Below are 12,916 nucleotides of genomic sequence, written 5' to 3' on the forward strand. Positions count from 1 at the left end.
CATGCGGGCTCCCGGCCCGGGTCCCGCTGAGCCGGCGGGCGGGCCGGGCGGGCCGGGCGAACAGCTTGACGCCGCGCTCAGACGGGCGACGGCGGTGCTCGCCGAGGCGGGAGTCCCGAGTCCGCGGGCCGACGCGGAGCTCCTCGCCGAGCACCTGCTCGGATGCGGGCTCGGCCGCCTGAGGGCGCTCGCGGTCCTCGGCGCGCCGGTGCCCGAAGGGTTCTGGGACCTCGTGGAGGAGCGGGCCAAGCGCACGCCCCTCCAGCACCTCACGGGGACGGCACACTTCCGTCAGCTCGCGCTCAGCGTCGGCCCGGGCGTCTTCGTCCCGCGGCCCGAGACGGAGACGCTCGTGACGATCGTCCTCGACTGGATCGCGGGCCAGGACGGCCTGGATTCGCCGGTCGTCGTGGACTTGGGCACCGGTTCGGGTGCGATCGCGGCGTCGATCGCCGCCGAATGCCCCTCGAGCCGCGTGCACGCCGTGGAACTCTCCGAACTCGCGCACGCCTGGGCGGCCCGCAACGTGGCGCTGCCCGAGGTGGGCGGCCGCGTCGAGCTGATCCTCGGGGACCTGCGCACGGCCTTCCCAGAGCTCGACGGAACGGTCGACGCCGTGGTGAGCAACCCGCCGTACATTCCCGCCGGGATGGTGCCGCGGGAGCCCGAGGCGGCCGAGCACGACCCCGATCTGGCGCTCTATGGCGGGGGAGAGGAAGGCCTCGACGTCCCGCTCGCGGCGGTCGCGTCCGCGGCCCGCCTCCTGCGCGCCGGCGGCTTCTTCGCGATGGAACACGCCGAGGTTCAGGCCGGCTATCTCGCGGCGCGCCTCGCGGCGGATCCGGCGTGGACCGGCGTCGCCTCGCATCGGGATCTCAACGGGCGCCCGCGCGCCACGTCGGCTGTCCGGACCTCCCACCAGCGCGTGGAACAATTGAGGCCGTGACCACGACCTACGACTGCACCGACCGGGAACGGCGAGCCGAAGGCCTCGCACACGCCCAGCGAGCCATCGCCGCCAAGCAGTGCGTGGTGATGCCCACCGACACCGTGTACGGCATCGCCGCCGACGCGTTCTCGGCGCAGGCCGTCGCGACGCTCCTCGCCGCGAAGGGCCGCGGCCGCTCGATGCCGCCGCCCGTGCTCATCCCTCGGCTGCAGACCATGGACGGGCTCGCGACGGACATTCCCGACGCCGGCCGGCGCCTCGCCGAGCGATTCTGGCCCGGCCCCCTCACGCTCATCTTCCACGCCCAGCCGTCCCTCACCTGGGACCTGGGCGACACCTACGGCACCGTGGCCCTGCGCATCCCGGACGACGACGTCGCGCAGTCGCTCCTGACGATCACCGGGCCGCTCGCCGTTTCCTCGGCGAACCGCACCGGCCAGGCCGCGGCCGCCACGGCGGAGAGCGCGCGCGAGCAGCTCGCCGAGTCCGTCGAGGTGTACCTCGACGGCGGGCTGCGTCCCGTGGCGGGCTCCGAGAGCGTTCCCTCGACGATCGTGGACTGCACGGGCGACCGACTCCGGGTGGTCCGCCAGGGCGGCCTGAGCCTCGAGGCCCTGCGCGAGGTCGTTCCGGAGATCCTGGGCTTCGGCGAGGCTGCGGAGACGGCTGAGCTGGAGGCAACCGAGCCTGCCCCCGGCGGCGGGAGCCCAACTCCCGAGACACCGACCGAGGCGCACGCGACCTCCGATGTCCGGCCCGAGACCGACGCCGACGCGCCGAACCGGGCGGAGGCTCCCGCGGAGAAGCCGCGTGATTGAGCCGCGCTCCCCGCGGGTCGTCGCCGTCGTCGTGAGCTACAACCGCCGCGAGCTCCTCGAGCGCTCGCTCGCGGCCCTCGCCGCGGGCGACGTGCGCCCCGACGCTCTCGTCGTGGTGGACAACGCGTCGACGGACGGTTCGGGCGAGTACCTCGAATCGGTCGAGCTCCCGTTTGCCTACGAGCTCGTGCGGCTCACCGAGAACACGGGCGGCGCGGGCGGCTTCGCGGTAGGCATGGCAGCGGCGCTCGCGCGGCACAGCCCGGACCTCGTCTGGATCATGGACGACGACACCGTCCCCCTCGCGGGCACGCTCGCTGAAGCCGTGCAGCTGTGGGACTCATGCCCGGAGACGGATCGCCCCGCGTTCATCGCGAGCCGAGTCGTGTGGTCGGACGGCCGGGACCACCCCATGAACACGATGCGCGACCGCTGGGACGCCTCGGCCGAGGACCGTACGTTCGCCGCGGTGCGCCGCGCGCGCGTGGTCCGGTCGGCGTCGTTCGTCTCGCTCTTCGTCGACGCGGAGGCGATCCGCGCGCTCGGCCTCCCCCTCGCAGACTTCTTCCTCTGGAACGACGACTTCGAGTTCACCGCGCGCCTCGCGCGGAAGCGGCTTGCGCTTGCGAGCCTCGACTCGGTCGTCGAGCACCACACGAAGGCGTTCGACTCCCACACGGTCGACGTCGGGGAGCGCTTCCGCTTCGAGGTCCGCAACAAGGTCTGGACGTTCTTCCGCTCGGACGCGCTCGCGCCCGCGGAGAAGGCGCTCTACGGGGCCGCGACGCTGCGGCGCTGGGGCATCATGGTGCGCAACAGCCCCCGGCCCGGCGTGGTGCTCAAGGCGGGCCTCGCGGGCCTGCGCGAGGGCCTCGCGCGCGGCCCGCGGCCGAACGAGGAGGTGCTCGCGCCCGTGGGCGGCCTCCCGGAGGGCACGTTAAGCGGTGCGCCGTCACGCCTGCAGGGTGCGGACCCTGCCGACGCGACGGCGCATCGCGAAACCCGCGACCTGCCCGAGTTCTCCGTGCTCCTTCCGGTCTACGCAGGCGACACGGCGGCACGTGTGCGCCGCGCGATCGACTCGGTGACCGTGGACCAGACCGTTCCGCCCGCGCAGCTCGTCATCGTGCGCGACGGGCCCGTGGGCGAGGACATCGAGCGCGTCCTCGAGGAGGCCGAGCGCTCGGAGCGCTTCCCGGCGGACGTCGTGCGCCTCGCCAAGGGAGCCGGGCTCGCCGACGCGCTCGATCAGGGCCTCGAGCGCTGCCGCCACGACGTCGTGGCCCGCATGGACGCGGACGACGTCGCCCTGCCCGAGCGCTTCGAGCGGCAGCTTGCGCTCCTGGACGAGGGCTACGACATCGTGGGCTCGGCCATCGCGGAGATCGGCGACGACGAGGACCATCCGCTCGCGAGCCGTCCCGTTCCCGTGACGCACCGCGAGATCATGGCGCAGCTCGACTTTCGCACTCCGTTCAACCACCCGAGCGTCATGTTCCGGGCCTCGGCCGTCCTCGCCGCGGGAGGTTACCGCGGGGTCCCCGACATGGAGGACTACTGGCTCTGGGCGCGCATGCTGCACCGGGGGAGCCGCGGCGCCAACGTGCCGGACGCTCTCGTGCTGTACCGCGTGAGCGACGGCGCGTACGCGCGGCGGGGCGGGTCGCGCATGCTGGCCGCAGAGCTTCGTCTCCAGCGGCGGATGCTGGACGCGGGCTACATCGGGCCGCTCGGCTTCGCCCGCAACGTCCTGGTCCGCGGCGCCTACCGCCTCGTGCCCACGCAGGTCCGGCGGCGCGGCTACCGCTCGGCGTTCACCGAGCTCCCCTCCCTCGTGGCGGCGCCGGGACGCGGAAAGGCCGCCGGCTGAGCGATGTTCATCTATGTCCTCGTGGCCATGCTGGCCGGCATCGTCACCTACGCGACCACGGGTCTCGTCCGCTCGGTTGCCCTCAGGTTAGGCGTGGTCTCTCCCGTGCGCGAGCGCGACGTCCACACCCGGTCCGTTCCCCGCCTGGGCGGCCTCGCGATGCTTGCGGGCTTCGCCGTGGCGTTCTGGGCGGCGTCCCAGACGGTCTGGATCCGCTCGATCTTCTTCGACACCCCGCAGACGTGGGCCGTACTCGGCGGCGCCGTCGTCATCGTGGTCCTCGGTGCCGTGGACGACGTGGTGGAGCTCAGCAGCTGGGCCAAGCTCGCCGGGCAGATCGTCGCCGCCGCCATCGTCGCCCTGTGGGGCCCCCGCGTGACGTTCGTGCCGCTCGGCGGGATGCCCGTCCCGCAGGAGTGGCTGCAGATCGGCCTCACGATGTTCCTCATCGTGCTCACGGTGAACGCGATCAACTTCGTCGACGGGCTCGACGGCCTCGCCGCCGGCGTCGCGGCGATCGGCGGCCTCGCGTTCTTCCTGACCGCCTACTGGGTGCACCGCAACGCCCTCCTTCCGAACTACACCGATCTCGCGACGCTCCTCATGGCGCTGCTCGTGGGCATCTGCCTCGGCTTCCTCCCGCACAACGCCCATCCGGCCAAGATCTTCATGGGCGATTCGGGGTCGATGCTCCTGGGCCTCGTCATGGCGACGGGTGCCGTGGCCGCAACCGGGCAGGTGGCCTCGGGCCTGTACGACCGTGCTGAGGGCATTCCGACGTTCGTCCCCGTGGTGCTCCCGATCGTCGTCATGATGCTCCCGTTCCTCGACCTCGTGCTGGCGGTGCTGCGGCGCACGGCGAGCGGGCGGTCCCCGTTCTCGCCCGACCGCGAGCACGTGCACCACAAGCTGCTCGACCTCGGCTACACCCATCGCCAGGCCGTCGCGGTCATGTATGTCTGGACCGCGTTCGTGGCGTTCGGCGGAGTCGCCTATGCGTTCGTGCCGTGGATCCCGCTCACGATCTTCAACCTCATCGTGCTCCCGACCGTCGGCTTCCTGACGATGCACCCCTGGATCCGTGAGAACGTGTCGGCGAGTCCGGTGCGGCGCGTGTGGGGCCGCTCGAGCGCATGGATCCAGCGCCTGACCCTGCCGTTCGCGGCCACGATCGCGGCAACGACGGTGCTGGGCTTCACGGGGCTTGCGAGGGGAGGAGTGCCGCTCCTCTACTCGACGTTCCTCGCGCTCGCGGTCGTTGCGGTGTGCGGCGGGGCGTCGGTCGTGATCCTCCACCTCGCCGCCCCGGGCCTCGCGTTCCGGCGCCGCACCCTCGTGGCGGACGTCCTCATGAAGGTCGTCGCGTTCGCCATCGCGCTGCTCGTGGTCGGCTCGCCGACGTGGTCGGATCAGGGCTGGTACTGGTTCTCCCTCGCCGTCTGCGGGGCCTCGTGGCTGGTTGCCCAGCTCGGCGTCGCCGCGTGGCAGTGGCGGTGCTCGCGCGGCGGGGAAGCGCTGAGGCCCAGCGTCAGCCAGTGAGTTCTATCTCATGTAGAATATTGCTCGCACCCACACCCAAGCCGGCACCGCATCGGGGGACATCCTCGACGGGGGCCGCCGACGAACGGTTCCAGATGAACAGCACGCCCTCACGCCCCGGCAGGCCCGCCGGACCCGTCGGCGTCGCCACGTTCTCCTCGCTGTGGCTCCGCCTCGCAGCGGTGTGCACCGCAGCGTCAGGTGGCCTCGCCGTCGTCCTTGCGATCGTCGCGTGGCTGACCACAGACGCTGCCGCCGCGGGGAGCGCACTGTTCGCCGCCGTCGTCGTCATCGCCTTCTTCGCTATCAGCCTGCTCGTGGGCCACTTCGCGGGGCGCAGGAACCCAGCCGGGGCGATCGGGATGTTCGCGGTGGTCTACCTCATCAAGATCGTCGGCTTCGCGGCTCTCCTGCTCTGGATCGGCACACCCGCCTGGATCAATCCGCCGTGGTTCGGCCTGACCGGGGTCGCGACCGTCGTCGTGTGGCAGGTCGCCGAGCTCTGGGGGTTCAGCCGCGTGCGGATCCAGATCTTCAACGATCCCGAGGATCAGAACCCCTCTGGGACCCAGCCGGGGACCACCCCGCCCTCGACGTCGGGAGGCCCTCGTGGCTGATCGCGAGAAGGGCCCAGGCGAGCCCCAGCCGCAGCCCGAGGGCGACGGCGGCTACAACGCCGGGATGGCCGTCTTCAGCTACATCATTGGCGGGATCATTGTCTGGAGTTTGATAGGGTGGGGGCTGGACACTCTCCTGAAAACCCGCTGGATCGTGCTCCTCGGAGCCCTGCTGGGGATTGCCGGTGGTCTGTATCTCGCCGGCAAGCATGGGCTCTTCACGCAGCAGCGACGTTCAGCGAAAACCAACCCTCCCGACGACGATGCCGAGGGGGACGGAAGCCATTGATGGAGCGACCGACAATTTCACATGTGGGGGTTGAAGCCACTCGCCCCGGCACCTGCCCGACGAAGGACACTGCAAGAGAGGAATTGCGTTGACCCCGCTCACGCTTCCGGCCGCCGACAACGGCACATTCACCCCTCCCACCCTCGAAGAGCTGCACCTTCCCGCGATCCTCCCGTGGGGCGCGGACGAGGGCTTCAACAAGCAGATGCTCCTCGTCCTGCTTTCCGTCGTCTTCATCGCGTGGTTCTTCATCGCGGCCTCCCGAAAGCGCCAGCTCGTCCCGGGCAAGCTCCAGTTCCTCGGCGAGATGGCCTACGGCTTCGTCCGCAACGGGATCGGTAAGGACGTCATCGGCGGCAAGGACTTCATGACCTTCGTGCCGCTCCTGTTCACGCTCTTCTTCTTCATCCTCGTGAACAACATCTACGGCGCTGTCCCGCTGTTCCAGCTCCCCACGATGTCCCACGTGGGCGGCGCATACTTCCTCGCGGCCCTCGTCTACGTCATCTGGATCGGCGTCGGCCTCAAGCGCTTCGGCCTCCGCTACCTCAAGCTCGCGGTCGTCCCGAGCGGCGTGCCGTGGTACATCATGCCGATCGTCGTGCCGATCGAGATCATCTCGAACTTCGTGGTCCGCCCCATGACGCACAGCCTCCGTCTCTTCGCGACCATGCTCGCGGGACACCTGGTCGTGGCCCTTGCAGGCTCCGGCATCGCGTTCCTCGTGGCGCAGGAGGGCTTCCTGCTCAAGGGCATGAGCGTCCTCGTCCTCGTCGGCGCCATCGCGATGTACATGCTCGAGGCGCTGATCATGGTCCTCCAGGCCTACGTCTTCACCCTGCTCACGGCCATCTACATCCAGGGCGCCGTCGCGGCGGACGCCCACTGAGAATTCCCCTCGGGGGAGCACCCAACCCCATCAACCTGCCTGCGGGCGATTGAAAGGAAAATCAATGAACGGCACGATCAACGGCAGCATCAACCTCATCGGCTACGGCCTCTCCGCCATCGGCGGTGCCATCGGTGTCGGCCTCGTGTTCGCGGCCTACATCAACGGCGTGGCCCGTCAGCCGGAGGCGCAGCGCGTTCTCCAGCCGCTCGCGTTCCTCGGGCTTGCCCTGACCGAGGCGCTCGCGATCCTCGGTCTCGTCTTCGCGTTCGTCCTGAAGTAAACCAGGGCAATCCGAGCCTGAGACCGAAGCTACTCAGTAGATAGGAGGGTGGAATATATGCATCAGCTCATGGTGCAAGCCGCCACCGAGAGCGCGTCGAGCCCCCTTGCGCCGAACTGGTGGGAGGTGTTGGTCACCGCCGTCGGCTTCGCGATCCTGCTCTTCATCGTGGTGAAGTTCGTCGTGCCGGCGTTCGAGAAGACGTATGCCGACCGCGCCGAGGCCATTGAGGGTGGCATCGCCAAGGCGGAGAAGGCGCAGGCCGAGGCCTCCGCCGCTCTCGAGGAGTACAAGCAGCAGCTCGTCGACGCCCGCACCGAGGCCAACCGCATCCGCGAGGAAGCGCGTGCCGAGGGGGCGCAGATCCTGGCCGAGCTCAAGGAGAAGGCCGCGGCGGATGCCGCGCGGATCACCGAGCAGGCACACGCGCAGATCGAGGCCGAGCGCCAGCAGGCTCTCGTGTCCCTGCGCTCCGAGGTCGGCTCGATGGCGTCGACTCTTGCGAGCCGCATCGTCGGCGAGTCCCTGGACGACGACGCGCGCGCGGCTCGCGTGGTTGACCGCTTCCTCGCGGACCTGGAAGCCCAGAACGCAGGTGCGGCGAAGTAATGGCAGGAGTATCGAGCGAATCGCTGGCGACTGCGCTGGCGGACCTGGAGACCAAGCTGCCGTCGGCATCGCTGTCGCTGGCGGAGGAGCTCTTCGGCGTCCTTCGGGTCGTCGATTCCTCCGCGGGACTGCGTCGCGCGATGACGGATCCCTCCCGCGAGGGGGAGGCCAAGACGGCCCTGGTCCAGCGGCTCCTTGAGGGCAAGGCCTCCGCTGAGGCGGTGGACATTGTGTCGCGTCTCGCCGCGCTGCGCTGGGCGGCTTCCCGCGACGTCAGCGATGCACTCGAAACCCTGGCAGCGACTGTGGCCATTGCCGTGGCCGAGCAGGGCTCCGGGCGGCCTGGCCTGGGCGAGCTTGAGCGGCTCGAAAACGACCTGTTCTCGTTCGTCCGCGTGGTCGACGACAGCCACGAGCTCCAGGCCGCGCTGAGCGAGCCGCAGGCGGCGCCCGAGGCGAAGAGGGCCCTGGCCCTCAAGCTCGCGCGCGGTGCGTCGGACGAGGCCCGGCTGCTCATCGGGCAGGCCGCGGCCGAGCCCCGGGGCCTCAAGCCCACCGAGCTCGTCAAGCGCTTCGCGGCTCTCGCCGCGAAGCGTCAGGAGCGCTGGATCGCCGAGGTCGCCGTCGCGCGTCCGCTCAGCGACGCCCAGCTCGACCGGCTTCAGAGCGGGCTCAATGGGCTCTATGGCCGCGAACTCAAGATCACGACGACCGTTGATCCCCAGCTTCTGGGCGGCGTCCGAGTGACGGTTGGCGATGAGGTGCTCGACGCTTCGACGCTCGCCCGGCTCACCGACCTGCGCCGCCAGCTCGCGGGGCAGGCCGGCTGACGGCTACAGCACACTTCGAACCAGACAATCCGGTCATCACAGCCAGTACTGCACCGATGACCACGAGATGTAGAGAGCAGGGACTGCAGATGGCCGAATTGACCATCAACGCCGACGACGTCCGCGATGCGCTGAACGAATTCGCGGCGTCCTACGAACCCGGTACGGCCGATCGCGTCGAGGTTGGCCGCGTCATCCAGGCCGCCGACGGCATCGCCCGCGTCGAGGGCCTCCCGTCCGTCATGGCCAACGAGCTGCTGCGCTTCGAGAACGGCGTCCTGGGCCTGGCCCAGAACCTCGACGTTCGCGAGATCGGCGTCATCATCCTCGGCGAGTTCGCCGGCATCGAGGAGGGCCAGGAGGTGCACCGCACCGGCCAGATCCTTTCTGTGCCGGTTGGCGACGCCTTCCTGGGCCGCGTCGTGGACCCGCTCGGCCAGCCGATCGACGACCTCGGCCCGATCGCGGCCGAGGGCACGCGCGCGCTCGAGCTCCAGGCTCCGGGCGTGACCCAGCGCAAGTCGGTGCACGAGCCGATGCAGACGGGCCTCAAGGCGATCGACGCCATGATCCCGATCGGCCGCGGCCAGCGCCAGCTCATCATCGGCGACCGCCAGACGGGCAAGACGGCCATCGCGGTGGACACGATCATCAACCAGAAGGCGAACTGGGCCTCGGGCGACGTGAAGAAGCAGGTCCGCTGCGTCTACGTCGCCATCGGCCAGAAGGCTTCGACGATCGCGGCCGTCCGCCAGACCCTCGAGGACAACGGCGCGCTCGAGTACACGACGATCGTGGCCTCCCCGGCGTCCGACCCCGCGGGCTTCAAGTACCTGGCTCCGTACGCGGGCTCGGCCATCGGCCAGCACTGGATGTACGGCGGCAAGCACGTCCTCATCATCTTCGATGACCTCTCGAAGCAGGCTGAGGCCTACCGTGCCGTGTCCCTGCTGCTCCGCCGCCCGCCGGGCCGCGAGGCATACCCCGGCGACGTGTTCTACTTGCACTCCCGGCTCCTCGAGCGCTGTGCCAAGCTCTCGGACGAGCTCGGCGCCGGTTCGATGACGGGCCTCCCCATCATCGAGACCAAGGCCAACGACGTCTCGGCGTACATCCCGACCAACGTCATCTCCATCACGGACGGCCAGATCTTCCTCCAGTCCGATCTGTTCAACGCCAACCAGCGCCCGGCCGTCGACGTCGGTATCTCCGTCTCGCGCGTCGGTGGCTCGGCTCAGGTCAAGGCTATGAAGAAGGTCTCCGGCACGCTCAAGCTCGACCTCGCGCAGTACCGCGACATGCAGGCCTTCGCGATGTTCGCGTCGGACCTCGACGCCGCGTCGCGCCAGCAGCTGACGCGTGGCGCCCGCCTCATGGAGCTGCTCAAGCAGGGCCAGTACTCGCCGTTCCCGGTCGAGAACCAGGTCGTGTCCATCTGGGCTGGCACGAACGGCCACCTGGACGACGTCCCCGTCGAGGATGTGCGCCGTTTCGAGGCGGACTTCCTCGAGTACCTCAAGCACCGCACCTCGATCCTGACGACGGTGGCGCAGACCAACCTCCTCGAGGACGACACGGTCGAGGCGCTCAAGTCGGCGATCAAGGACTTCAAGCAGGGCTTCTTCGGCGAGGGCGACAGCAAGCTCGTCGCGGCAGGCCACGAGGAGCACGCGGCGCTGGCTGAGGGTGACGTGAACCAGGAACGGATCGTCAAGCAGACCCACTGATTCCACTCGGTGACCCCGCCGGGGCCGTTGGAACGGAGCAATGCTCCGGGCAACGGCCCCGCGGGGCAGCGATGGAGAGGAAAGGACAAGAATGGGTGCCCAGATCCGGGTCTACCGCCAGAAGATCGCCTCGACTTCGTCGATGCGCAAGATGTTCAAGGCGATGGAGCTGATTGCCACCTCCCGCATCGGCAAGGCGCGCGCTCGCCTCGCTGCCTCCCTGCCGTACGCGCGTGCCATCACGCGCGCGGTCTCGGCCGTCTCGTCGGCCCGCGAACTGGACCACCCGCTGACGACCGAGCGCGAGCACGTGCGTCGCGCAGCGGTGCTCGTCCTGACGGCTGACCGCGGTCAGGCTGGCGCCTACTCGGCGAGCATCCTCAAGCAGGCAGAGTCGCTCACGGAGCTCCTGCGCGGGCAGGGCAAGGACGTCTCGTCGTTCCTCGTGGGCCGCAAGGGCCAGGCGTACTTCGACTTCCGCAACCGGGACTACGTGCGGGTGTGGACGGGCAACACGGACAACCCCGAGTTCGCGACCGCCCAGGAGATCCGCAAGGTGCTCCTCGAGGCGTTCGACACGCCCTTCGAGGATGGCGGCGTCGACGAGATCCACGTGGTCTACACGGCGTTCAAGTCGATGGTGGTGCAGCAGCCCACCGTGATCCGCCTCCTCCCGCTCGAGGTGATCGAGGAGAAGGCTGCCGAAGCCCAGGAGATCCTGCCGCTCTACGAGTTCGAGCCGGAGCCGGAGCAGGTGCTCGACGCACTCCTGCCGCGCTACATCGAGTCGCGGATCTTCGCGGCGATGCTGCACTCGGCCGCGAGCGAGCTCGCTTCGCGCCAGCGCGCCATGAAGAACGCGGGCGACAACGCCACGGAACTGATCAAGAAGTACACGCGACTGCGCAACACCGCCCGGCAGGCGGAGATCACGCAGGAGCTCACCGAGATCATCGCCGGCGCCGACGCGCTGAACGCCTGAGGTCCCCGGAGCCTCGGCCCACTCAATAGACTGACTAAGCCATGACTGGAGAAGTGAGAGACATGACTGCCACTGCCCCCGAAGCGGTTGCCACCGCCGGCGCGACGGGCCGGATCGCCCGCGTGATCGGTCCGGTGGTCGACGTCGAGTTCCCCGCCGACTCGATCCCCGAGATGTACAACGCCCTGACCACTGAGATCACGCTCAGCGGCCAGACCCGCACGATCACGTTCGAGACCGCCCAGCACCTCGGCGACAACCTCGTCCGCGCCATCTCGCTCCAGGCCACCGACGGCCTGGTCCGCGGCACGAAGGTCCAGGACACGGGCGCCCCCATCTCCGTCCCCGTGGGCGACGGCGTCAAGGGCCACATCTTCAACGTGCTCGGCAAGCCGCTCGACGTCGACGAGTCCGAGATCCAGGCGTCGGACCACTGGCCGATCCACCGCAAGGCTCCCTCGTTCGCGCAGCTCGAGGGCTCGACCGAGATGCTCGAGACCGGCATCAAGGTCATCGACCTCCTCACCCCGTACATCAAGGGCGGCAAGATCGGCCTGTTCGGCGGCGCCGGCGTCGGCAAGACGGTGCTCATCCAGGAGATGATCACGCGTGTTGCCCGCAACTTCGGCGGTACCTCGGTGTTCGCCGGCGTTGGCGAGCGCACCCGCGAGGGCAACGACCTCTGGGTCGAGATGGACGAGGCAGGGGTCCTCAAGGACACCGCGCTCGTGTTCGGCCAGATGGACGAGCCGCCGGGAACGCGTCTTCGCGTGGCCCTCTCGGCCCTGACCATGGCGGAGTACTTCCGCGATGTCCAGAACCAGGACGTGCTGCTCTTCATCGACAACATCTTCCGCTTCACGCAGGCGGGTTCCGAGGTCTCGACGCTGCTGGGCCGCATGCCCTCTGCCGTCGGCTACCAGCCGAACCTCGCCGACGAGATGGGCGTGCTCCAGGAGCGCATCACGTCGACGCGTGGCCACTCGATCACGTCGATGCAGGCCATCTACGTCCCGGCCGACGACTACACCGACCCGGCCCCGGCCACCACGTTCGCGCACCTCGACGCGACGACCGAGCTCTCGCGTGAGATCGCCTCGCGTGGTCTGTACCCGGCCGTCGACCCGCTGACGTCCACGTCGCGCATCCTCGACCCGCAGTACATCGGCAAGGCCCACTACGACACGGCCGTGCGCGTCAAGCAGATCCTCCAGAAGAACAAGGAGCTGCAGGACATCATCGCGATCCTCGGCGTCGACGAGCTCTCCGAAGAGGACAAGATCGTCGTGGCCCGCGCTCGTCGCATCCAGCAGTTCCTGTCGCAGAACACCTACACCGCGAAGCAGTTCACGGGTGTCGAGGGTTCGACCGTCTCCATCAAGGACACGATCGAGGGCTTCACGGCCATCTGCGACGGCGAGCTCGACCACATCGCCGAGCAGGCCTTCTTCAACGTCGGCGGCCTCGACGACGTCGAGCGCAACTGGGCCAAGATCCAGGAATCGACGAAGTAG

Annotated in this window: 13 protein-coding genes; all 13 read left to right on the forward strand. The window is 69.3% G+C overall.

Translation table 11 applies throughout. From position 1 onward, the window contains the following. Position 1: 1 nt before the first annotated feature. The 13 genes from prmC (at position 2) to atpD (ending at position 12,916) form a co-directional block, all read left to right on the forward strand. Positions 2-946: a peptide chain release factor N(5)-glutamine methyltransferase gene (prmC, locus tag E6A26_RS03045; RefSeq protein ID WP_136609706.1), complete on the forward strand. Its 945-nt coding sequence runs from the start codon at positions 2-4 to the stop codon at positions 944-946. Next, a complete protein-coding gene (locus E6A26_RS03050) occupies positions 943-1,767 on the forward strand; it encodes an L-threonylcarbamoyladenylate synthase (RefSeq protein WP_136609707.1) in 825 nt (274 codons plus the stop codon). Before prmC ends, E6A26_RS03050 begins: the two co-directional genes overlap by 4 nt. Next, on the forward strand, positions 1,760-3,637 hold the full coding sequence (locus E6A26_RS03055; RefSeq protein WP_234864949.1) for a glycosyltransferase: 1,878 nt from the start codon (positions 1,760-1,762) through the stop codon (positions 3,635-3,637). Before E6A26_RS03050 ends, E6A26_RS03055 begins: the two co-directional genes overlap by 8 nt. Positions 3,638-3,640: 3 nt before the next feature. Next, entirely contained in the window at positions 3,641-5,176 is a 1,536-nt protein-coding gene (locus tag E6A26_RS03060) for an MraY family glycosyltransferase (RefSeq protein ID WP_136609709.1), read from the forward strand. A gap of 95 nt (positions 5,177-5,271) precedes the next feature. Next, a complete protein-coding gene (locus E6A26_RS03065) occupies positions 5,272-5,793 on the forward strand; it encodes a hypothetical protein (RefSeq protein ID WP_211128917.1) in 522 nt (173 codons plus the stop codon). Further along, positions 5,786-6,082: an AtpZ/AtpI family protein gene (locus tag E6A26_RS03070; protein ID WP_136609710.1), complete on the forward strand. Its 297-nt coding sequence runs from the start codon at positions 5,786-5,788 to the stop codon at positions 6,080-6,082. The genes E6A26_RS03065 and E6A26_RS03070 overlap by 8 nt, the downstream gene beginning before the upstream one ends. A gap of 88 nt (positions 6,083-6,170) precedes the next feature. Beyond that, the gene (atpB, locus tag E6A26_RS03075; protein WP_136609711.1) at positions 6,171-6,971 is read left to right on the forward strand and encodes a F0F1 ATP synthase subunit A; all 801 of its coding nucleotides are present in this window, start codon (positions 6,171-6,173) and stop codon (positions 6,969-6,971) included. Between the two features lie 64 nt (positions 6,972-7,035). After that, positions 7,036-7,254 (forward strand): ATP synthase F0 subunit C, encoded by a 219-nt coding sequence (gene atpE / locus E6A26_RS03080; RefSeq protein ID WP_043119941.1) that lies wholly within the window; start codon positions 7,036-7,038, stop codon positions 7,252-7,254. Between the two features lie 57 nt (positions 7,255-7,311). After that, positions 7,312-7,863 carry a F0F1 ATP synthase subunit B gene (locus tag E6A26_RS03085; protein WP_136609712.1) on the forward strand — a complete coding sequence of 184 codons (552 nt, stop codon included), beginning with the start codon at positions 7,312-7,314 and terminating at the stop codon, positions 7,861-7,863. Next, entirely contained in the window at positions 7,863-8,693 is an 831-nt protein-coding gene (locus E6A26_RS03090; RefSeq protein ID WP_136609713.1) for a F0F1 ATP synthase subunit delta, read from the forward strand. The genes E6A26_RS03085 and E6A26_RS03090 overlap by 1 nt, the downstream gene beginning before the upstream one ends. Positions 8,694-8,782: 89 nt before the next feature. Then, a complete protein-coding gene (gene atpA, locus E6A26_RS03095) occupies positions 8,783-10,420 on the forward strand; it encodes a F0F1 ATP synthase subunit alpha (protein WP_136609714.1) in 1,638 nt (545 codons plus the stop codon). Between the two features lie 91 nt (positions 10,421-10,511). Beyond that, complete coding sequence (locus E6A26_RS03100; RefSeq protein ID WP_136609715.1) at positions 10,512-11,402, forward strand: F0F1 ATP synthase subunit gamma; 891 nt, start codon at positions 10,512-10,514, stop codon at positions 11,400-11,402. Between the two features lie 62 nt (positions 11,403-11,464). Continuing rightward, complete coding sequence (atpD, locus tag E6A26_RS03105; protein ID WP_136609716.1) at positions 11,465-12,916, forward strand: F0F1 ATP synthase subunit beta; 1,452 nt, start codon at positions 11,465-11,467, stop codon at positions 12,914-12,916.

The sequence above is a fragment of the Sinomonas albida genome (genome assembly GCF_004919045.1).
GTDB classification, from domain to species: domain Bacteria; phylum Actinomycetota; class Actinomycetes; order Actinomycetales; family Micrococcaceae; genus Sinomonas; species Sinomonas albida.

What these genes read in the sequence shown, in the direction of transcription:
- E6A26_RS03060 (WP_136609709.1), top strand. Translation starts at nt 3,641, where the DNA reads ATGTTCATCTATGTCCTCGTGGCCATGCTGGCCGGCATCGTCACCTAC.
- atpD (WP_136609716.1), top strand. Translation starts at nt 11,465, where the DNA reads ATGACTGCCACTGCCCCCGAAGCGGTTGCCACCGCCGGCGCGACGGGC.
- E6A26_RS03065 (WP_211128917.1), top strand. Translation starts at nt 5,272, where the DNA reads ATGAACAGCACGCCCTCACGCCCCGGCAGGCCCGCCGGACCCGTCGGC.
- atpE (WP_043119941.1), top strand. Translation starts at nt 7,036, where the DNA reads ATGAACGGCACGATCAACGGCAGCATCAACCTCATCGGCTACGGCCTC.
- atpA (WP_136609714.1), top strand. Translation starts at nt 8,783, where the DNA reads ATGGCCGAATTGACCATCAACGCCGACGACGTCCGCGATGCGCTGAAC.
- E6A26_RS03085 (WP_136609712.1), top strand. Translation starts at nt 7,312, where the DNA reads ATGCATCAGCTCATGGTGCAAGCCGCCACCGAGAGCGCGTCGAGCCCC.
- E6A26_RS03100 (WP_136609715.1), top strand. Translation starts at nt 10,512, where the DNA reads ATGGGTGCCCAGATCCGGGTCTACCGCCAGAAGATCGCCTCGACTTCG.
- prmC (WP_136609706.1), top strand. Translation starts at nt 2, where the DNA reads ATGCGGGCTCCCGGCCCGGGTCCCGCTGAGCCGGCGGGCGGGCCGGGC.
- E6A26_RS03090 (WP_136609713.1), top strand. Translation starts at nt 7,863, where the DNA reads ATGGCAGGAGTATCGAGCGAATCGCTGGCGACTGCGCTGGCGGACCTG.